Annotated in this window: 18 protein-coding genes and 1 other RNA gene; 7 read left to right on the forward strand and 12 right to left on the reverse strand. The window is 52.3% G+C overall.

The features are described 5' to 3' along the window. Window positions 1-15 precede the first annotated feature (15 nt). The 4 genes from dolP to ACLJPQ_RS18380 are packed head-to-tail and all read right to left on the reverse strand — an operon-like array spanning window position 16 to window position 3,608. Entirely contained in the window at window positions 16-591 is a 576-nt protein-coding gene (gene dolP, locus ACLJPQ_RS18365) for a division/outer membrane stress-associated lipid-binding lipoprotein (protein ID WP_000643280.1), read from the reverse strand. 9 nt (window positions 592-600) lie between these two features. Beyond that, on the reverse strand, window positions 601-1,191 hold the full coding sequence (gene diaA, locus ACLJPQ_RS18370) for a DnaA initiator-associating protein DiaA (RefSeq protein ID WP_000893481.1): 591 nt from the start codon (window positions 1,189-1,191) through the stop codon (window positions 601-603). Between the two features lie 21 nt (window positions 1,192-1,212). Next, the gene (locus ACLJPQ_RS18375; protein ID WP_000057285.1) at window positions 1,213-1,608 is read right to left on the reverse strand and encodes a YraN family protein; all 396 of its coding nucleotides are present in this window, start codon (window positions 1,606-1,608) and stop codon (window positions 1,213-1,215) included. Further along, window positions 1,566-3,608, reverse strand: a complete 2,043-nt coding sequence (locus tag ACLJPQ_RS18380; RefSeq protein WP_080185124.1) for a penicillin-binding protein activator — start codon at window positions 3,606-3,608, stop codon at window positions 1,566-1,568. Before ACLJPQ_RS18380 ends, ACLJPQ_RS18375 begins: the two co-directional genes overlap by 43 nt. Window positions 3,609-3,671: 63 nt before the next feature. Here ACLJPQ_RS18380 and rsmI point away from each other — a divergent pair, with 63 nt between their 5' ends. After that, on the forward strand, window positions 3,672-4,535 hold the full coding sequence (gene rsmI / locus ACLJPQ_RS18385; RefSeq protein ID WP_000812295.1) for a 16S rRNA (cytidine(1402)-2'-O)-methyltransferase: 864 nt from the start codon (window positions 3,672-3,674) through the stop codon (window positions 4,533-4,535). A 157-nt stretch (window positions 4,536-4,692) separates the two neighbouring features. Here rsmI and ACLJPQ_RS18390 read toward each other — a convergent pair whose 3' ends face one another. The 8 genes from ACLJPQ_RS18390 to garD form a co-directional block, all read right to left on the reverse strand. After that, window positions 4,693-5,466, reverse strand: a complete 774-nt coding sequence (locus ACLJPQ_RS18390; protein WP_001083898.1) for a DeoR/GlpR family DNA-binding transcription regulator — start codon at window positions 5,464-5,466, stop codon at window positions 4,693-4,695. A 110-nt stretch (window positions 5,467-5,576) separates the two neighbouring features. After that, entirely contained in the window at window positions 5,577-6,620 is a 1,044-nt protein-coding gene (gene gatD / locus ACLJPQ_RS18395; protein ID WP_000844174.1) for a galactitol-1-phosphate 5-dehydrogenase, read from the reverse strand. Between the two features lie 43 nt (window positions 6,621-6,663). Continuing rightward, a complete protein-coding gene (locus tag ACLJPQ_RS18400; protein ID WP_000490604.1) occupies window positions 6,664-8,037 on the reverse strand; it encodes a galactitol-specific PTS transporter subunit IIC in 1,374 nt (457 codons plus the stop codon). A gap of 3 nt (window positions 8,038-8,040) precedes the next feature. After that, a complete protein-coding gene (gene gatB / locus ACLJPQ_RS18405) occupies window positions 8,041-8,325 on the reverse strand; it encodes a PTS galactitol transporter subunit IIB (RefSeq protein ID WP_000824293.1) in 285 nt (94 codons plus the stop codon). Window positions 8,326-8,355: 30 nt separating this feature from the next. Then, window positions 8,356-8,820: a PTS galactitol transporter subunit IIA gene (gene gatA, locus ACLJPQ_RS18410; protein ID WP_000080445.1), complete on the reverse strand. Its 465-nt coding sequence runs from the start codon at window positions 8,818-8,820 to the stop codon at window positions 8,356-8,358. A gap of 14 nt (window positions 8,821-8,834) precedes the next feature. Next, complete coding sequence (gene gatZ / locus ACLJPQ_RS18415) at window positions 8,835-10,106, reverse strand: tagatose-bisphosphate aldolase subunit GatZ (RefSeq protein ID WP_001805535.1); 1,272 nt, start codon at window positions 10,104-10,106, stop codon at window positions 8,835-8,837. A 119-nt stretch (window positions 10,107-10,225) separates the two neighbouring features. Continuing rightward, window positions 10,226-11,080: a tagatose bisphosphate family class II aldolase gene (locus ACLJPQ_RS18420; protein WP_000469979.1), complete on the reverse strand. Its 855-nt coding sequence runs from the start codon at window positions 11,078-11,080 to the stop codon at window positions 10,226-10,228. 257 nt (window positions 11,081-11,337) lie between these two features. Beyond that, window positions 11,338-12,909 (reverse strand): galactarate dehydratase, encoded by a 1,572-nt coding sequence (garD, locus tag ACLJPQ_RS18425; RefSeq protein ID WP_001273722.1) that lies wholly within the window; start codon window positions 12,907-12,909, stop codon window positions 11,338-11,340. Between the two features lie 529 nt (window positions 12,910-13,438). Here garD and garL point away from each other — a divergent pair. The 6 genes from garL to tdcB all read left to right on the forward strand — a co-directional run bounded on the left by garL (window position 13,439) and on the right by tdcB (window position 20,184). Then, window positions 13,439-14,209 (forward strand): 2-dehydro-3-deoxyglucarate aldolase, encoded by a 771-nt coding sequence (gene garL, locus ACLJPQ_RS18430; RefSeq protein ID WP_001057715.1) that lies wholly within the window; start codon window positions 13,439-13,441, stop codon window positions 14,207-14,209. Between the two features lie 25 nt (window positions 14,210-14,234). Further along, window positions 14,235-15,125 carry a 2-hydroxy-3-oxopropionate reductase gene (gene garR, locus ACLJPQ_RS18435; RefSeq protein WP_000178106.1) on the forward strand — a complete coding sequence of 297 codons (891 nt, stop codon included), beginning with the start codon at window positions 14,235-14,237 and terminating at the stop codon, window positions 15,123-15,125. Window positions 15,126-15,222: 97 nt separating this feature from the next. Further along, a complete protein-coding gene (garK, locus tag ACLJPQ_RS18440) occupies window positions 15,223-16,368 on the forward strand; it encodes a glycerate 2-kinase (protein ID WP_000706458.1) in 1,146 nt (381 codons plus the stop codon). A gap of 32 nt (window positions 16,369-16,400) precedes the next feature. Then, window positions 16,401-16,775, forward strand: an RNA gene (gene rnpB / locus ACLJPQ_RS18445) — RNase P RNA component class A. Window positions 16,776-18,158: 1,383 nt separating this feature from the next. Next, window positions 18,159-19,097 carry a transcriptional regulator TdcA gene (gene tdcA / locus ACLJPQ_RS18450; RefSeq protein WP_001094907.1) on the forward strand — a complete coding sequence of 313 codons (939 nt, stop codon included), beginning with the start codon at window positions 18,159-18,161 and terminating at the stop codon, window positions 19,095-19,097. A gap of 97 nt (window positions 19,098-19,194) precedes the next feature. Beyond that, a complete protein-coding gene (gene tdcB, locus ACLJPQ_RS18455) occupies window positions 19,195-20,184 on the forward strand; it encodes a bifunctional threonine ammonia-lyase/L-serine ammonia-lyase TdcB (RefSeq protein ID WP_080185021.1) in 990 nt (329 codons plus the stop codon). The last annotated feature ends 20 nt before the right edge of the window (window positions 20,185-20,204 follow it).

Genomic DNA, 20,204 nt, shown 5'->3' on the forward strand with positions numbered 1-20,204 from the left:
CACCCGGCACACCGGTTACTTAATATACGTAAAGGCGGTGGTCACGCGTTTCACGCCGCTCACCCGGCTGGCGATGTCCGCTGCCGCTTTACCTTCACGTTCAGTCACCAGGCCCAGCAGGAACACTTCGCCATTTTCGGTGGTGACTTTCACGTTTGACGATTTTACCTGATCGCTGGTCAGTAGCTGTGAGCGAACTTTCGTGGTGATCCAGGTATCGTTAGAGGCGGTCCCCAGGCCGATAGGCTGACCCTGGCGAATCTCGTTATAGACCTCGGTGGTGCCTTCAACGCCCATCGCTATCTGTTTCGCGCGTGCGGAGAGTTCGCTGTTTGGCGACTGCCCCACTAACAAAACTTTGCCCTGATAAGCCGTGACATTGATGCGCGTCTCTTTTTTGATTTGCTCATCTTTCGACAGCGCGCTGCTGACACGCAGTTCCAGCGTTCCGTCATCCACCTGGGTGCCCACGCTACGCGGGTCGGTTGCGGCTTTGGTGCCGACGGCTGCCGTACCCACTACCGCGGCGGCGACGCAACCTTGCAATAGCAACGCAGAAATAAGGACTGCGAGCGGCGAAAATGCCTTCATGTGTACTCCTTAATCATCCTGGTGAGGAAAAAGCGTGTTATCGATCAAATCGCACAGGCAGTTTACCGTCAGCATATGCATTTCCTGAATGCGCGCGCTGTGGTGTGAAGGGATACGAATTTCGACATCCTGCGGCCCTAATAGTCCGGCCAGCTCACCCCCGTCATACCCGGTTAGCGCCACAATGGTCATGTCACGTGTGACGGCTGCTTCAACGGCTTTTACGATATCGCGACTATTACCACGCGTAGAGATCGCCAATAAAACATCGCCTGCATGTCCCAGCGCCCGGACTTGTTTTGCATAAACTTCATCGTGCAGGCGATCGTTAGCGATCGCAGTTAAGACCACATTATCGGTATTTAGTGCAATGGCGGGTAAACTGGGTCGCTCCGTTTCAAAGCGGTTAATCATGCTGGCAGCAAAATGCTGTGCGTTGGCCGCGGACGTCCCGTTTCCACAACAGAGGATTTTGTTGCCGTTAAGCAGGGAATGAACCAGCGTCATGGCGGCGCGGGAAATGGCATCCGGAAGCGCTTCCGCCGCAGCAATTTGAGTTTGAATGCTTTCTGTAAAGCAAACTTTGATTCTTTCGAGCACGCTAATCCTTAAAATCTTCAATTATGAGTGGTCGTTAAACGCATCCCGAAACCACTCAATCTCATTTCCGGTGAAGGCTAACACATCGAACCGACAATCCACAGTATCAAAACTCCCATTCTGGCGGGCGAGCCACAAGCGGGCAGTATGTAATAATTTGTGTTGCTTGCTGCGGGTCACACTGGCCGCCGCGCCGCCATAAAGCCCGGAGCGCCGATAGCGGACCTCAACAAAAACCGTCGTTTTTCCGTCGCGCATGATCAGATCGATTTCGCCGCCGCGCTCGCGCACGTTGGCGGCGATAAACCGCAGTCCTTTGCTTTCCAGCCAGCGACGCGCGGCAGCTTCCCACGCGTCGCCAGCCTGTTTACGCGTTAGCTGGCGGGAACAATCTCCCCTTGCTGGTATTTGAGCCATGATAACTTCCTGTTAATCACACAATCCGGGCTGGCGGTTAATGCGCCGGTATTGCCATTGATCTCAAATCCCTGCACCTGACGCATCTGCGAAAAGTGGTTCGCCAGCGTCCAGGCATCCACGCCCATGGCGTACATCCGCGCCAGAGAATAGTCGTTATGTACAGCGCTCAGCGCCTGCTGCATCAACGGCATATTGCCGCCTGCCAGCATAGGAATTTCACTGTATTGTAAACCTTCCATCTCCAGACGGAAGTCGGGGCCGGAGGTGCCTTGCGCGCTGCGGGAGCTGGCATACAGCGTCGCGCCGCTCTGGGTGCCGTTACGCATGGCGATCATCGGTTTGATAAAGCCAATCTCTTCCGGCGTAGCCAGAATATAGACCGCGTCTACGCGTCCGCCGCCGGTGATTTGCGCGTCGGTCGGCGGCGCAGGGATGGTCAGACCGCCAATGGTGACGCCAGGCTGCGCAGGCACGCTGGCGGCGACCGGGCTGCCCGTCAACGCGATACCCGCGCCGCCGTTCACGCCCATTTTCAGCTCGGCTACGGAGCCGAATTTTTGCTGTAACACGATGCCGCCGCCCAGTTTTTGCCACTCCTGGGTGAAGGCGTTCGCCACGCGATCGCCAAGCGTGCTGCGTGGGATCAACAGCAGCGGCGACTGCTTGCCCTGGTCATAAATATGATGCGCCGCATCACGGGCTTCATCTTCTGGAGAGAGCGCGAAATAGCAGATATTAGGGAAGCTACGTACCGTTTCCGGCTGGTTGAGCGCCAGCACGTTGAGCGGCGTGTTGCTTTTCATCAGCGCTTCCACATTGTTTTTCAACAGCGGCCCGACCACGATACTGGCGCCGTCTTGCTGAACCTGAGCAAGCACCTGATCCAACGGCTGGGAAGAGGTATCGTAGATTTTTAATTCAGCGGAGGGATCCGCCGGCGCGCTTGCTGTAGCAGGGGGAGTTTGTGGCGCGCTGACTGGCGTAGCGTACTGGGCTGGAGCGTCATCAGTCAGATCGCTCACCGAGGCCTGCGACGGACTGGCGACGCCGTTGGTCATTTGTGGCTGCGTCTCCTCCACGCCAGGTTCTACTGGCGCATCAGGCGCGGCGGCAGGCTGCATTTCTACCGCCTGGGTGCCGAGGTTTTTCGCGGCTTCGAAACCTTGCTGGATGGTACGGCCAAACACGGCAGCCTGACCGTTCAGCGGCAGCAGCAGAGCGATTTTGCTGGTGGAAGCTGGTTTAAAACGTTGTACATTGACGAGCTGCGTCGGCAGCATTTTCGCCCCCGGATTTTGCGGGTAGCGTTTTTGCCAGTCGGCGATCCCGGCTTTCAGCATGTCTGGATCGTTGCGGTTGTCAAACCAGACGCGTTGCAGATCCAGCCAGCCCTGAAGCACATTTTCATCAGCGTTGATAACTAACGTCCTGGCCTGATCCGGCGTCATGGCGGAGAGCGCCTGCCAGGTGGCGTCGATATTTTTTTGTTTATCTTTCGCCGCCAGTAGCGGTTCCTGGGCGATTAACGCCCGCAACAGGGTAAGCGACGGGCGTCCCTGGCTGGCAACGATCTGCGCCTGCCAGTAACGCGCTTGCTGATGTGGCGCAAAGTCGGCGGGTTTTAGTTTATCCAGCAAGGCCTGCGCGCCTGCGACATCTTTTTGCGCCAGTTTGATTTCTACCGCTAATAAAGACTGTTCGCGACGCTGGGTATCGTTCAGATTTTGCGGGAGTTGATTGAACAACTCGACGGCCTGCTGGCTTTTTCCTTCTTTCAGCAGTGCATGAATGGCGAGTAATTGCCAGTTGGTCTTGCTATCATCTGCGCTTTGCTGCATCTGATGCAGGTAAAAGGCGGAGTCAGCTTGCGCTGAACCCTGCATATAGGCTGCGCTTTGATCTGGCGCCTGGGTGCCGCACCCGGCGAAAAGTAGCGCAGCCAGGACGACAGGCAGCGCGCGTGCGGCGTTCAAACGAGAAAATGTTGAGGGTACCATACTGTATCCAGTGATATTTTTTTACGCAATGCTCAATATTAAATCGGCAATACGGACGACACAATGAAACAAAACGAATCGGCGGATAATTCTCAGGGCCAACTCTTTATTGTACCTACTCCTATCGGTAATCTGGCGGATATTACCCAGCGTGCGTTGGAGGTGTTACAGGCTGTAGATCTGATTGCCGCCGAGGATACTCGTCACACCGGTTTATTGCTGCAACATTTTGGGATTAATGCCCGATTGTTCGCGCTGCACGACCATAACGAACAACAAAAAGCGGAAACGCTGGTCGCGAAGCTAAAAGAAGGGCAGAACATTGCGCTGGTTTCCGACGCCGGTACGCCGCTGATTAACGATCCGGGCTACCACCTGGTGCGTACCTGCCGTGAAGCGGGGATTCGCGTGGTGCCGCTACCGGGGCCGTGTGCGGCGATTACCGCCCTGAGCGCCGCTGGCCTGCCATCCGACCGTTTCTGCTATGAAGGCTTTTTACCGGCGAAATCCAAAGGCCGCCGTGATGCGCTAAAAGCCATTGAAACGGAACCGCGAACGCTGATTTTTTATGAGTCAACCCACCGCCTGTTAGATAGCCTGGAAGATATCGTCGCGGTATTGGGAGAATCCCGTTATGTGGTGCTGGCGCGTGAGCTGACCAAAACCTGGGAAACCATTCACGGCGCGCCGGTCGGCGAGCTGCTGGCGTGGGTCAAAGAAGATGAAAACCGTCGCAAAGGCGAAATGGTGCTGATTGTCGAAGGGCATAAAGCGCAAGAAGACGACCTGCCCGCCGACGCGCTGCGCACGCTGGCGCTGCTACAGGCAGAACTGCCGCTGAAAAAAGCGGCGGCGCTGGCAGCAGAAATTCACGGCGTGAAGAAAAATGCGCTGTATAAGTATGCGCTGGAGCAGCAGGAAGAATAAAAGCGAGCGCCCGGGAACCGCCTTTTATCGCCATCGCGTTAATACTCAATCAGGTGATTGATGTGGGTAAAGTGATGGGGGCATTGGGCGGTGATAGCGGGCCGGACCTTTCCTTCGGGCTTACTCTCGCGATCAGCAACGCATAACCGACTCCTTTTTAGACGATCATTAATTCCACGCCTGTTTTCGCTAATGCCGCTTTATCCTGTTTGCTGATACTGTCATCGGTTATCACACAGTCGATCTTGTCCATCGGCAATACCTGGTTAAAGCCGCGACGGTTAAATTTGGTCGCGTCCAGTACCGCGATAACTTTGTGTGCCGCCGCCGCCATGACGCCGCTAATGGAATAACCTTCGTTAAACGTGGTAATACCGTTTGTCGCATCAATGCCATCCGCCCCGACAAACATGACATCGGCGCTGATGCCGTGTAGCGATCGTTCCGCAATCGTGCCGTGCATTGAGTGGGTTTTATGCCGTACCGTACCGCCGCAGACCACCAGCGTGAGATCTTTATTTTCTGATAGCGTAAAAGCGGCAGGCAAGCTGTTAGTGATCACCGTAATATTGCTTTTTCGCGCGAGCGCTTCCGCAATCAGTAATGTTGTGCTCCCGCTATCCAGAATGATGGTCATTCCTTCTTCAACCATTGCCGCAGCCGCCTGGGCAATCCGCTTTTTCGGATCGCTGGCGAGTTGATACCGATCTTCCAGAATGACTTCCTGATTGTCGCCTTCCGCCAGATGACTTCCCGGTTTTGCCGCGCCGCCATGAAAACGGGTGACAAGGCCTTTCTCTTCCAGCAGACGCAGGTCAGCACGGATAGTCACTTCAGAAATACCAAAGGTATTTGAAAGATCCATCACCAGCACGCTGCCTTGCGTATTAATCAGGTCGACAATTTTATTTCTTCGCTCAAATGAGTTCATATTGATTTGCCTGATAATTAACTGTAACTAGTTTAAACGAAGGATTGCGAAAGGTGAACGCTAAATTTCGAAAGGAAATGTGAGCCAGCGCAGGTTGCTGGCTCGTACCATCAGGAAAGTTGAAGTAAGATTTTGCCCTGCATGGGCGCGCCATTAAGCGCTTTGACTGCTTCTGCAAAGCTTTCCGCATCGCCGCGATGGGCAATGAGAGGGGTCAGTTGAAGACGTTTTTCAGCCAACAGGCGCGCTGCGGTTTCCCATTCTTCTCCTGGCCATGGCGCGGAGTAGTTCATCCAACTGCCGAGGAGCGTGAGCTCTTTACGCAAAATTAACCCGAATGTGCGCGTTGTCAGGGTGAGATCGTGATGTAACGTCCCCACCAGCGCCAGTTGCGCGCGCGGCCCGGCGATATCGATAGCCAGCGAGACGGTCTGGGGAGTTCCTGCCGTTTCGAGAACCAGTTGATCAAACTGAATGTCGGACAACGCTGTCTGGATGTCGTCGGCGGTCATTTCCCGGCTATTACACGTATGCGTTGCGCCGAGCGCTTTCGCCAGTTCCAGTTTCTGCGGATTGATATCAATCGCCGTTACGCTTCGCGCGCCCAGTTCCCGCGCGCACTGTAAGGCCAGCAGGCCAATTGTCCCGGCCCCGACGATAATTACGTTTTTCCCCTCGCAGCCCTGCGCCAGATGAAAGGCGTGTAAGCCCACGGTAATCGGTTCGATAAACGCGCCATCTTCAATTGGCATATCAGACGGCAAGCGGAAAAGATTGGCCCGTTTGACCACCACATATTCCGCATTACCGCCTTCGCTGCGCGATCCTACAAACTGATACTGTTTGCATAAAGAAAAGTAACCGCGTTCGCATTGCGGGCAGTGAAAGCAGGGAAGAAGCGGGACACAAGCGACGGCATCGCCGGGCTGCATATCCGTTACGCCTGTGCCGTAGGATTCAACGTAGCCGCTGAATTCATGACCTAACGTAATAGGATAATAATGGGCGCCCTGCGCGAAAATACGCGGGATATCCGACCCGCAAAGCCCTGAGCTAACGACTTTGACCAACACATCGTCCTCGGCTTGCAGTTGTGGTAAGGGACGTTCTTCAACGCGCACGTCTCCCTCAGCGTGAATAACCACTGATTTCATAACATTCTCCAGGAAGGTGAGGGGAGCGATTGCTCCCCTAAAATTAAGAGGCGATTTGACTTTGCTGTAGCGCCGTGGCTTTCTCAGCCGCGACAAATTGTCGGGCGCGACGCCAGGTCAGCAGTACGCCGGCCAGATAGATAATGGCAATGACGGCGAAGCCGACGATATTCTGCCAGGTAAAAAGTTGAATCAGCAGCCAGGTGATGGGGGAACCGCCCTGATCCAGCGAGGCGACTTGTCCGCCAGCTTTTAGCGCTCCGGCATTGGCAGCCAGTTGGGTATGCAGGCCAATCGTCTGGGTGGCTATCCACAGGGTGATACCCATAATAATGACACCTGAAATCAGCGTGCGGAACAGGTTGCCCTGGTGTACCGCAACCGCCATCGCAATAAAGAAACCGATGGTGGCGAGGTCGCCGAACGGCAGCACCTGGTTCCCCGGTACTAAGACGGCAATCAGGATGGTCAGCGGAATGAATATCAGGCTCGCGGAGACAACAGAGGTATGACCGAGCAGTAGCGCTGGATCAAGGCCTATCAGGAACTCCTGCCCGCCAAATTTGGCCTGTAGACGTTTACGCGCATGTTTGGCGATAGGCGTTAGGCCATCCATAATAGGTTTAATGACGCGTGGCATAAGCAGCATCACCGCTGCGGTTTTGACCGCCAGTTGCAGAACGGCTTTGGTGTCGTAGCCTGCCAGTACACCAATCACCAGCCCCATCACGAAGCCGACAGTCACCGGCTCGCCAAACGGTCCGAAGCGTTTCTGGACATCGTCTGCGCTAAAGTGAATACGATTGAGACCCGGAATTTTTTCGATAATGGTATCAACGAGCACCGCCACGGGGCCCAGGTACGCGGATGAGCCGTGTGGGATTGCAATCCCCTCGAGGCCAAAATAGTCGCGGGTATCTTTGGCAAACCAGTCCCCCAGTTTGTAGACAAAGGCGGCATGAACCACAACGCCCAGAATCCCCAGCCAGTATGAACCGGTCGCCAGATGCAGCATGGCGCCCGTGAAGGTCATGTGCCAGATATTCCAGATATCGACATTCACCACGCGGGTCATGCGGGTCACCAGCATCAGGACGTTAACCCCGATGGCGACAGGGATCGCGACCAGCGCGATTTGTGACGCCCAGGTCATGGGCGATGAACCCGGCCAGCCGACGTCAATAACGTGGAGATTGATTTGGAAATGTTCCGCCATGGCTTTCGCCGCGGGGCCGATAGAATCCAGCATCAGGCCGATGACCAGACCAATACCCACGAAGCCGATACCAATATGCAAACCCGATTTAAAACAATCCCCAAGCTTCATTCCCAGCAGTTTAGAGAACACGATGATCACCAGAGGCAGCATCACCGTTGGGCCTAAGTCGAGGATATAACGCATTATTTCGCTAAACATACGTTACCCCATGAGAATGGACAGAATTTTTTGCTGTAATGCTTCAATACCCACGCCGGAAACAAAAGGCATACCGTGAACGACGGGAATATCGCCAAAGGCGCGATCGACCCTGGCAGTGGTACAGATAAGATCGGCGCCGTCCATATAGGTTTCGATTTCGGTGACCCGGCATTGCACTAAGTCGAGCTCAATATGGTTGGCATCACATAGCTCTTTAATTTCTTCCGCAGCCATCGTTGAGGTTGCAACCGCACCGCCACAGGCCACAATTACTTTACGTTTCATAGGGTATTCCTCATTATTATCAATTTATTATCAAACCTGGACGCACTGCTCAGGCTCAAGGATGGTTTCCTGAAAGCGTATCGCCAGTTCGGCATCCGGCGCGCTTAACAGGGCATCGAGGGTGCTCGGGTTCTGTAGCTCACTAAACAGGCGGCGCAGAAGTTTTAGCTGTGCCGCCGGGTTTTCAACGATTAAGGCGATGATTAACGAAACGGCAATCTCTTCGTCATCATCCGCCTGTTGAAACATGACCGGCTTATCTGGACGAATCAGATAGATAGCGGGTGATTTCGCATGAACCGCCTCGCAATGAGGGATAGCGACGGCGTGACGCTCCAGCGCAATGCCGGTAGGAAAAGACGCTTCACGTTCCACCAGCGCCTGCGGATAACTATCATGTACCACGCCTTTCGCCAGCATCTCTTTGCCAATGTGCGCCAGCGCCTGTTGGCTCGAGTCGAATGTGATTCCGGTTCGGACAAATAGTTGGCTCATAAATTCTCCATTATTCAGGCGACATCCGGCGTGCAACCGAAGCGATAAGCGCGCAGAACATCCTGAATTTTGTCAATAATCAGGTTATGCGGCGTGGGGGTGAGCACGCCCTCAGACAGGCGTTCAAACTGTACGGGCATAAACTGGCTAATTAATCCCAGCGGCAATGTGACGTTGTTCAGATTGGCGATTAACTTTTCTACGCTTTGACGAATACGCGGGTGCGGCCAGTAATAGCGAATACGGTCAGACAAACTAAAGTGGATGTCGACCATCGCCTGGCTCCAGGTGGGACGGTAGTATTTTTTCCAGTAGCCCGGTTCGTTTAGCATAACTTCATCAATGACCTCCAGTACCCGACTACGTTGTTCCGGGGAGATCAGCTCGTTTTCCATTTGCGCAAGTGCGAAAATGGCTTCGCGCAGCGCGAAAGTGAGCGCCGGGCCGACCTTCAGAATGGCGTAATGATCGCGTACCAGCGCACGGTAGGCCTGTCGCGTCTGATAATCAGTCGAATGCGCTTCATAGACCATCGGCGTTTCTTTTATCCAGTCGGAAAGCGCTTTAGCGGCCTGCGGTTGATAGTGGATAATCTGGGTATGGTCGAATTCTACGCCCGGCTGTACGACAATCGCGATAACCCGGTTCAATGCCTCCTCCAGCCCCAGGGCGCGAAAAGCAGCCTGATGCGTTTGCAGCGTGCGGGCCGCATCCTGTTCGCGGGTAACATGCACGGCGTTAATGGCGCTGGCTTCCCCGCCAGGAACCGGAACTTCAGTGCCGATAACATAGGTTAAATGGCGTTTTTGTTCGTCGGTCGCCGTCGTTTCCGCTGCCTGGCAAAGCAGGGCGGCGCGTTTAGCGACAACCATTGGGTCCAGCGGCGTCGGGTCGTCAGCGCAGGACATAGAGGCATCAAGATGGATTTTGCTAAACCCGGCAGCGACGTAAGCCTTAATGAGTTCGACGGATTTTTCCATCGCCGTATCTGCAGGTTCGTTTTGCCAGCAGTTAGGTCCCAGGTGATCGCCGCCTAAAATAAGCCGTTCTCGTGGAAAACCCACTTCCTGGGCGATGCCATAGACAAAATCACGAAAGTCAGCCGGTTTCATGCCGGTATAACCGCCAAACTGATTAACCTGGTTAGAGGTCGCTTCGATCAGAACTTTGTTCCCGCTATTCAGATCAAAACGTAATGCGGATTCAATCACCAGCGGGTGTGCTGAACATACGGAACAGATCCCTATCTGTTCTCCTGCTTTGTGACGAGAAATTATTTCTTTCACTTCTGGCTCCGATATCTTTTGTTTATCTTCATAATATTTTTGGTTTGAAGGCAAAGGATAATAATGGCTTTCGTGATCCAGCTATGAAAACGCCCTTTGCCGTGCTAAATCCGGGGGCTTTAGAGCTTCCCTTCACAACCGCAGTCGGCAATCACTTTACGTACAACCTCTTTCATGGCCGCTTTCGCCGGGATCATGTAATGGCGGGGATCGCTGGCCTCTGCGTGTTGCGTTAAATAGTTTTTAAGCGCGCCGGAAAAGGCGATTTTAAGCTCGGTCGCGACGTTAACTTTGCAGATGCCCAGCGAAATAGCGCGGGTAATATCGCGGGTCGGCAGGCCAGAGGCGCCGTGAAGGACTAAGGGGACATCAACCCGCTGACGAATTTCCGTCAGTCGTTCAAAATCAAGTTTTGGTTCAGCGGTGTAGAGGCCGTGAGCGGTGCCGATAGCAATGGCTAACGAGTCAATACCCGTTTTTTCTACAAATTCCCGGGCCTGTTCCGGATGGGTATAAAGCGCATCTTTGCCGTCAACGATAAGATCGTCTTCCTGCCCGCCGAGACGCCCAAGTTCAGCTTCAACGCTGACATCGTAGCGATGACAGTAATCAACCACGCTTTTCACCAGCGCAATATTGTCGGCAAAGGGGAAATGCGACCCGTCGATCATGACCGAGCGTACCCCGGCGGCGACTTTCATTTTGATGTCGGCCAGTTTTTCATGATGATCGAGATGTACCGCGAGAGGATGGTTCCAGCTTTTCGCCAGTTCTGCGGCGATGGCCACGATATTACCGACGCCTGCGTAGCTAAAGGTGCCTGGCGTACCGGCGACAATCAGCGGAGAGCGCAATTCTGCGGCGGTTTCCACCACCACTTGCAATGTCTCCAGGTTGTGGATGTTAAACGCCGGCACAGCATAACCTTCCTGCTGCGCCTTCTTTAGCATTGTTCTGCCTGAAATGATAAACATCCTTCCTCCGAAATCTTTCGTTTGTTTTCTTTGAAAGAATTTATAGGCTTTCGGAATGTTTTTTTGTGATTTTGATCTGATAAATGAAAGTTTCGAAATAAAATGGAAGTTATCGAAAGTCAGGCATAAAAAAAGCATGTCGGGCAGACATACTTCAGGCTACAGACTAAGGGCGAAAAAATACCGGGTAGCGCTGGCGCTTACCCGGTCTACAGATTATGCGGTTATACCCTGGTCGGAGAAGGGTACTGACTGGATCAGGTCACTGGCGCCGGGTTAAATATCGCCAGTTGGTTATGTAGGCCCCACTGGTCCGAGAAAGTCTTTTTCCGGCCGCTGGCGACATCGAGAATAAAGTGAAACAGCTTCCAGCCCACATCTTCGATTGTCTCTTCACCCGTGGCGATGGTGCCTGCATTGATATCCATTAAGTCATACCAGCGGTTCGCCAGCTCGGTACGCGTCGCCATTTTAATGACCGGCACCGCCATCAGCCCGTACGGCGTGCCGCGTCCGGTGGTAAAGACCTGTACGGTAATGCCGGAAGCGACCTGCTGCGTGCCGCAGACGAAATCGCTGGCGGGCGTCGCGGCGTAAATCAGGCCGCGTTTGGTGGGGCGCTGGCCCGGTGACAATACTTCGACAATGGCGCTCTTACCCGATTTAGCGATAGAGCCCAACGCTTTTTCCACGACGTTCGCCAGTCCGCCTTTTTTGTTGCCAGGGGAGGGGTTAGCGCTGCGATCGGTTTTCCCCATATCAAGGTAGTTATCGTACCAGGCCATTTCATCCAGCAGGCGTTTACCCACGGCTTCGTTGATGGCGCGCGGCGTCAGAAGATGAATGGCATCGCGCACTTCGGTGACCTCCGAGAACATGACGGTCGCGCCGCAGCGTACCAGCAGATCGGAAGCATAACCCACCGCCGGGTTTGCCGTGACGCCGGAAAACGCATCGCTGCCGCCACACTGCATCCCGACGACCAGCTCGGAGGCCGGGCAGGTTTCGCGCTGGCGTTGGTTCAGTTTCGTCAGATGGCGTTCGGCGACCCGTAAAATATCGTCGACCATTGATTTAAAGCCGACATGCTGCTCGTCCTGTAAACGCACAATACTGGCGCTTTCAACGGCGATGGCGGGAACATCCTCGGTGCCTTCCAGCAGTCGTTCCGGCTGCAGTTTTTCGCAACCGAGGCCAATCACCATCACTTCGCCGCCAAAATTGGGGTTGAGCGCGATATTATGAATTGTGCGAATCGGCACGACCGCCGCCGGCGCGTTGATTGCCACGCCGCAGCCGTACAGATGGTTTAGCCCTACAACGCCATCGACATTCGGGTATTTGGGCAGGAGATCGCGCTCAATCACTTTCACCACATAATCGACCACGCCCGCCACACAGTGCACGCTGGTGGTAATGCCAAGCAGATTTTTGGTGCCGACGCTGCCATCGGCGTTACGATAGCCCTCAAACGTATAGCCTTCCAGCGGCGGCAGCGGTTCCGGTACTTTGGTCGCCAGCGGTAGCGTATTCAGCGGCGGCGCTTTTGGCAGTTCAACCAGCGACTCGTCGATCCAGCTTCCGCGCGGGATGTCGCGTACCGCATAACCGATGACTTCGCCATAACGGATGATTTCGCCGTGAGCGGGGATATCCGTCAGAGCGACTTTATGGCCTTGCGGAATATGTTCAGTTAGTTCCAGGCCATCCGGAAAACGTGTTCCGGCTTTAAGACCGTGATCATTAACAATAATTGCGACATTATCGGTTTCATGTACTTTTATATAAAACGCCGATGGCGATTCCTGGCGAATTTCGATATTGGCCATTGTTCAACATTCTCCAGCCTGGATGATAGAAATAGGATTATCTATTTTGGTTATGGTTAAATCGTTAAATCTCAATATAAGAAATAAAGTTCATGCATAATGAAATAAGAATGACAGGAGTATAAATATAAGAATGTGATCCAGATCACCGCAAATTATGAAATTTTTTATGTAGGCCGGGTAAAGCGTAAATGTGTGCATTAGCGCCCAGTATCATGGGCGTATGCTCAAAAATAAGCGTTAAATAATCCCTTTTTAATGAGCGTTTGCACAATGATTATCCGACATAGGCTGTTTATACTGAATGGCGAATTCAGTGTATCTGACGAGTTATTTGAAAATACCATGATAATAATAAAAGACGATAAAGATATCAGAACGGTATATTGTGCTACAGGATGTGTACCACATTAGAAATAGAATGCGGAGACCCATTCTGATTTCAGATAAGCATTTTATTGTCGTTGCTATAAGTTATGGTGGCGGCATCACATGTAGAGAATTAAAGAAATAAGCGAAGGTATAAGCGATGAATAACGCTATTTTCCCGAATAAGTTTAAAGCGGCGCTGGCGGCGCAACAGGTGCAGATTGGCTGCTGGTCTGCACTGGCAAGCCCAATCACCACCGAAGTTCTCGGTCTGGCGGGATTTGACTGGCTGGTGCTGGATGGCGAACATGCGCCGAACGATGTGACCACCTTAATTCCGCAGTTAATGGCATTGAAAGGCAGCGCCAGCGCGCCTGTGGTACGTGTGCCAACCAATGAACCGGTCATTATCAAACGGATGCTGGATATTGGGTTTTATAACTTCCTGATCCCCTTTGTTGAAACGCAAGAGGAAGCGGCTCGCGCCGTCGCCTCGACGCGTTACCCGCCGGAAGGCATTCGCGGCGTCTCCGTTTCTCACCGCGCGAATATGTTCGGTACGGTGCCTGATTACTTTGCGCAGTCGAACAAAAACATCACCATTATTGTTCAAATCGAAAGCCAGTTGGGTGTCGACAATGTTGATGCCATCGCCGCAACGGAAGGCGTTGATGGCATTTTTGTCGGCCCAAGCGATCTGGCCGCCGCGCTGGGTCATCTCGGCAATGCTTCTCACCCTGACGTGCAGCAGACGATTCAACATATTTTCGCCCGCGCTAAAGCGCACGGTAAACCGTGCGGCATTCTGGCGCCGGTAGAGGCGGATGCCCGCCGTTATCTGGAATGGGGCGCGACCTTTGTCGCCGTTGGCAGCGATTTAGGCGCCTTCCGCGCCAGCACGCAGAAGCTTGCCGACACCTTTAAAAAATAATCCTGGTATGGAAAGAGAGAACGCTATGACGATGAAAGTTGGCTTTATTGGCTTAGGCATCATGGGTAAGCCCATGAGCAAAAACTTACTGAAAGCAGGGTATTCGCTGGTGGTGTCCGATCGTAATCCTGAAGCGATTGCCGACGTCATTGCCGCAGGCGCGGAAACGGCCTCTACGGCGAAGGCGATCGCTGAACAGTGTGACGTCATCATCACGATGCTGCCTAACTCTCCGCATGTGAAAGAGGTTGCGCTGGGCGAGAACGGTATCATCGAAGGCGCGAAGCCGGGAACCGTATTGATTGATATGAGTTCTATCGCGCCGCTGGCAAGCCGTGAAATCAGCGATGCGCTGAAGGCGAAGGGCGTTGAGATGTTGGATGCGCCGGTCAGCGGCGGCGAGCCGAAGGCGATTGATGGCACGCTGTCGGTGATGGTGGGGGGCGATAAAGCCATTTTCGACAAGTACTACGACCTGATGAAAGCGATGGCGGGTTCCGTGGTGCATACCGGCGATATCGGCGCAGGCAACGTCACAAAACTGGCTAACCAGGTGATCGTGGCGTTGAATATCGCCGCCATGTCTGAAGCGCTGACGCTGGCGACTAAAGCGGGCGTCAACCCGGATCTGGTCTATCAGGCGATTCGCGGCGGTCTGGCTGGCAGCACGGTACTGGATGCGAAAGCGCCGATGGTCATGGACCGAAACTTTAAACCAGGTTTCCGTATCGATCTGCACATTAAAGATCTGGCGAATGCGCTGGATACCTCCCACGGCGTTGGCGCGCAGCTCCCGCTGACCGCCGCCGTTATGGAAATGATGCAGGCGTTACGCGCGGATGGACACGGTAATGACGACCATAGCGCGCTGGCGTGCTACTACGAAAAACTGGCGAAAGTGGAAGTCACTCGCTAACGACGTTGTGCCCGGATGGCGTGTAGCGATCCGGGCCTGAATTTCAGGCTGGATAAGTGAAACGCCATCCGGCGTTGTGCAGTAACAGGCTACCACTATGAAAATCGTAATTGCCCCCGACTCCTACAAAGAAAGCCTTTCTGCCGCCGAGGTAGCGCAGGCGATAGAAAAAGGATTTCGGGAAATTTTCCCCGATGCGCAATATGTCTCTGTTCCGGTTGCCGATGGCGGCGAAGGAACGGTCGAAGCTATGATTGCCGCGACGCAGGGCGTTGAACGCGCCGCATGGGTGACCGGGCCGTTGGGTGAAAAAGTGAAAGCCTGCTGGGGAATGTCCGGGGATGGTAAAACCGCGTTTATTGAAATGGCGGCGGCCAGCGGACTGGCGCTGGTTCCGCCAGAAAAACGCAACCCTTTGATTACAACCTCGCGGGGAACGGGGGAGCTGATATTGCAGGCGCTGGAAAGCGGCGCAAGCAATATCATTATCGGCATTGGCGGCAGCGCGACAAATGACGGCGGCGCAGGGATGATGCAGGCGTTAGGCGCAAAACTGCGCGATGCAAACGGCGCGGATATCGGTTACGGTGGCGGAAGCCTTCATTGTCTAAGCGACATTGATATTTCAGAGCTCGATCCCCGTTTAAAACTCTGCGCGATTCGTGTCGCTTGCGATGTCTCTAATCCTCTGATCGGCGACAACGGCGCATCACGAATTTTTGGGCCGCAGAAAGGCGCGACCGAAGAGAACATTGTTGAGCTGGACAGAAATCTTGCTCACTATGCCGACATCATAAAAAAATCGCTGAATGTCGACGTAAAGGCTGCGCCCGGCGCAGGCGCGGCAGGCGGTATGGGGGCGGCGTTAATGGCTTTTCTCGGTGCGGAATTACGCAGCGGGATCGAAATTGTCACGGCGGCACTGAACCTGGAGGAGCATATCCACGACTGTACGCTGGTGGTGACGGGAGAAGGGCGGATTGATAGCCAAAGTATTCGCGGTAAAGTGCCGATTGGCGTCGCGAATGTGGCGAAAAAATATCATAAGCCAGTGATTGGCATTGCCGGCAGCCTGACGCACGATGTAGGGATAGTGCATCATTATGGCATCGACGCTGTCTTTAGCGTACTCACGCGCATCGTGACGCTGGAGGAGGCTTTTCGGGGCGCTTTTGACAATATTTATCGGGCATCCAGAAATGTTGCTGCCGCTCTGGCGATAGGAATGCGCAGCGCAGGGTGACAAAGTCGCGCGAACCCTCTATACTGCGCGCCGAAGCTGACCAGACAGTCGCCGCTTCGTCGTCGTCCTTTCGGGGAGACGGGCGGAGGGGAGGAAAGTCCGGGCTCCATAGGGCAGGGTGCCAGGTAACGCCTGGGGGGGAAACCCACGACCAGTGCAACAGAGAGCAAACCGCCGATGGCCCACGCAAGTGGGATCAGGTAAGGGTGAAAGGGTGCGGTAAGAGCGCACCGCGCGGCTGGTAACAGTCCGTGGCACGGTAAACTCCACCCGGAGCAAGGCCAAATAGGGGTTCATAAGGTACGGCCCGTACTGAACCCGGGTAGGCTGCTTGAGCCAGTGAGCGATTGCTGGCCTAGATGAATGACTGTCCACGACAGAACCCGGCTTATCGGTCAGTTTCACTTCTTCATAAAACCCGCTTCGGCGGGTTTTTGCTTTTACAGGGCGACAGGATGAATGACTGTCCACGACGCTATACCCAAAAGAAAGCGGCTTATCGGTCAGTTTCACCTCTTCATAAAAACCGTCAGTGTAAGCTGGCGGGTTTATGCTTTTACCGGGCGGCAGGATGAATGGCTGTCCACGACGCTATACCCGAAAGAAAGCGGCTTATCGGTCAGTTTCACCTCTTCATAAAAACCGTCATTGTAAGCTGGCGGGTTTATGCTTTTACCGGGCGGCAGGATGAATGGCTGTCCACGACGCTATACCCGAAAGAAAGCAGCTTATCGGTCAGTTTCACTTCTTCATAAAACCCGCTTCGGCGGGTTTTTGCTTTTACAGGGCGACAGGATGAATGACTGTCCACGACACTATACCCAAAAGAAAGCGGCTTATCGGTCAGTTTCACCTCTTCATAAAACCCGCTTCGGCGGGTTTATGCTTTTACCGGGCGGCAGGATGAATGGCTGTCCACGACGCTATGTCCAAAAGAAAGCGGCTTATCGGTCAGTTTCACCTCTTCATAAAACCCGTCAGTGTAAGCTGGCGGGGTTTTGCTTTTACAGGGCGGCAGGATGAATGACTGTCCACGACGCTATACCCAAAAGAAAGCGGCTTATCGGTCAGTTTCATCTCTTCATAAAACCCGCTTCGGCGGGTTTTTGCTTATCAGGCCGGTGAAGGGTATAGAGGTTGCAGAAGACGCCAGCGTCACTATCCGGCAATTAATTGACAGCCGTGGTGACATAATATTATTCGTTTTTGTGATGAGAAACACAAAACGCTATGGATTGCGCTCTTTTTAGTTGAAGTGAAAAGCAATCGATTTCTTTCGCAAAATTACATTCTGAAAAACAGCAAGAAAGCGGTGTAAATTATTTGTTGTAAATGAAAATTAAATGTATGAAATATTTTGGTTAAAATTTTATTAAATGTTTCTTTACAAACAAATAAGGTAAAAAAATGTGACGCGTAACGGTTTTTAAGCGCATTTACCTTCGGTTTATACTTAAATTTGAGAAATTACGCTTTAAATTTAACGCTGGAATTGCCGATAAAATGTCCCGTAATTGATTGAAATATCGTCTTCATGGGATGTCGAAAATAGGAGATAAAATAGGCTGGTTATCGCCATAATATATCGTTATCCCGACCCTATTTTTTGATTGAAATCAGGCTAAGTTGCTGTTTTGTTTTTGTAACTCATTGAATTAATTGGTTTTCTTTATTTAATAAAGACCATGTAAAAATTGTGGTAAGTTAATTTGTGAGTGGTCGCACATAACCTTTAAGATTTAATTTGCTACACTTCCTGCCGTTCACAATGTTATTTCAGAGCGGTAGATATGAATACTCTTGTTCTCCCTAAAACACAGCATTTGGTGGTCTTTCAGGAAGTCATTAGAAGTGGTTCTATCGGTTCTGCCGCAAAATCGTTAGGGTTAACCCAACCCGCCGTCAGTAAAATCATTAGCGATGTTGAGGCCTATTTTGGCGTTGAGCTAATTGTACGCAAAAATACCGGCGTTACGTTGACCGAAGCGGGACAGGTACTGCTTTCCTGGTCTGAATCTATCACCCGCGAAATGAAAAACATGATCAACGAGATGAACAGTATGACGTGCAATACCGTTGTCGACGTCTCGTTTGGCTTTCCTTCGCTGATTGGCTTTACCTTCATGTCCGATATGATTCATAAGTTCAAAGAGGTCTTTCCAAAAGCGCAGGTATCCATGTACGAAGCCCAGCTCTCTTCATTCCTGCCGGCCCTGCGCGACGGGCGGCTGGACTTTGCTATCGGTACGCTCAGTAATGAAATGCAACTACAGGATCTGCATGTCGAGCCGCTGTTTGAATCAGAGTTTGTCCTGGTAGCCAGCAAGTCCCGAACATGCACCGGCACCATCACACTGGAATCGTTAAAAGACGAACAGTGGGTGTTGCCGCAAACGAATATGGGCTACTACAGCGAATTACTCACCACTCTACAACGAAATGGCATCAGCATCGAAAACATTGTTAAAACAGATTCCGTTGTCACAATATATAATCTTGTTCTCAATGCTGATTTCTTAACTGTTATTCCCTGCGATATGACCACGCCTTTTGGCTCTAATCAATTTATCACGATACCAATCAAAGACACATTACCCGTCGCACGTTATGCGGCGGTATGGTCTAAAAATTATCGTATCAAAAAAGCCGCTTCAGTATTAGTAGAATTGGCTAAACAATATTCATCATATAATGGATGCAGACGCAGGCAGTTAATAGAAATTGAATGATATGGAATAAACATATTTAGCGAAATTGACGTCACCTGTTTCTTTTGAACAGTGGGCAACGGTAACTTATTTTTAATACCCAGGTTAAGAGGTTATAATGCATATTATATACGATCTCCCGGTTGCAATTGAAGATATCCTCGAAGCGAAAAAAAGACTGGCGGGGAAGATATATAAAACGGGAATGCCTCGCTCTAACTATTTTAGTGAACGTTGCAAAGGCGAAATATTTCTCAAGTTTGAAAATATGCAGCGTACGGGTTCATTTAAAATTCGTGGCGCTTTTAACAAACTTAGCTCGTTAACGGAGGCGGAAAAACGTAAAGGCGTCGTGGCCTGTTCCGCAGGTAATCATGCACAGGGCGTTTCTCTTTCTTGCGCAATGCTGGGTATTGACGGCAAAGTCGTGATGCCGAAGGGCGCGCCAAAGTCAAAAGTGGCGGCCACCTGTGATTATTCGGCGGAAGTGGTGCTCCACGGTGACAACTTCAATGACACCATTGCTAAGGTGAGTGAAATTGTCGAAATCGAAGGCCGCATTTTTATTCCGCCTTACGACGATCCAAAAGTTATTGCCGGACAGGGTACTATTGGTCTGGAAATTATGGAAGATCTGTACGATGTCGATAATGTCATCGTGCCTATTGGCGGCGGCGGTTTAATTGCAGGTATTGCCATTGCGATTAAATCGATTAACCCGACTATTAAAGTTATCGGCGTACAGGCCGAAAATGTTCACGGTATGGCGGCGTCTTATTACGCTGGCGAAATAACCACGCACCGAACGACCGGCACCCTGGCGGATGGTTGTGATGTCTCCCGCCCGGGTAATTTAACCTATGAAATTGTTCGTGAATTAGTCGATGACATTGTTCTGGTTAGCGAAGATGAAATTCGTAACAGCATGATCGCTTTAATTCAGCGCAATAAGGTTATTACTGAAGGCGCTGGCGCTCTGGCCTGCGCCGCACTATTAAGCGGGAAATTAGATAGCCATATTCAGAACAGAAAAACGGTCAGTATTATTTCTGGCGGCAATATCGATCTTTCTCGTGTATCACAAATTACGGGTTTAGTTGACGCTTAATCTTTTCGTGAGGATAGGAT

The sequence above is a fragment of the Salmonella sp. SAL04213 genome, from assembly GCF_046550535.1.
Taxonomy (GTDB): domain Bacteria; phylum Pseudomonadota; class Gammaproteobacteria; order Enterobacterales; family Enterobacteriaceae; genus Salmonella; species Salmonella enterica.

Bases quoted from the DNA above. Each gene is read 5' to 3' on its own strand.
- dolP (WP_000643280.1), bottom strand. From the start codon at position 591: ATGAAGGCATTTTCGCCGCTCGCAGTCCTTATTTCTGCGTTGCTATTG.
- ACLJPQ_RS18375 (WP_000057285.1), bottom strand. From the start codon at position 1,608: ATGGCTCAAATACCAGCAAGGGGAGATTGTTCCCGCCAGCTAACGCGT.
- ACLJPQ_RS18380 (WP_080185124.1), bottom strand. From the start codon at position 3,608: ATGGTACCCTCAACATTTTCTCGTTTGAACGCCGCACGCGCGCTGCCT.
- rsmI (WP_000812295.1), top strand. From the start codon at position 3,672: ATGAAACAAAACGAATCGGCGGATAATTCTCAGGGCCAACTCTTTATT.
- ACLJPQ_RS18390 (WP_001083898.1), bottom strand. From the start codon at position 5,466: ATGAACTCATTTGAGCGAAGAAATAAAATTGTCGACCTGATTAATACG.
- gatD (WP_000844174.1), bottom strand. From the start codon at position 6,620: ATGAAATCAGTGGTTATTCACGCTGAGGGAGACGTGCGCGTTGAAGAA.
- ACLJPQ_RS18400 (WP_000490604.1), bottom strand. From the start codon at position 8,037: ATGTTTAGCGAAATAATGCGTTATATCCTCGACTTAGGCCCAACGGTG.
- gatB (WP_000824293.1), bottom strand. From the start codon at position 8,325: ATGAAACGTAAAGTAATTGTGGCCTGTGGCGGTGCGGTTGCAACCTCA.
- gatA (WP_000080445.1), bottom strand. From the start codon at position 8,820: ATGAGCCAACTATTTGTCCGAACCGGAATCACATTCGACTCGAGCCAA.
- ACLJPQ_RS18420 (WP_000469979.1), bottom strand. From the start codon at position 11,080: ATGTTTATCATTTCAGGCAGAACAATGCTAAAGAAGGCGCAGCAGGAA.
- garD (WP_001273722.1), bottom strand. From the start codon at position 12,909: ATGGCCAATATCGAAATTCGCCAGGAATCGCCATCGGCGTTTTATATA.
- garL (WP_001057715.1), top strand. From the start codon at position 13,439: ATGAATAACGCTATTTTCCCGAATAAGTTTAAAGCGGCGCTGGCGGCG.
- garR (WP_000178106.1), top strand. From the start codon at position 14,235: ATGACGATGAAAGTTGGCTTTATTGGCTTAGGCATCATGGGTAAGCCC.
- garK (WP_000706458.1), top strand. From the start codon at position 15,223: ATGAAAATCGTAATTGCCCCCGACTCCTACAAAGAAAGCCTTTCTGCC.
- tdcA (WP_001094907.1), top strand. From the start codon at position 18,159: ATGAATACTCTTGTTCTCCCTAAAACACAGCATTTGGTGGTCTTTCAG.
- tdcB (WP_080185021.1), top strand. From the start codon at position 19,195: ATGCATATTATATACGATCTCCCGGTTGCAATTGAAGATATCCTCGAA.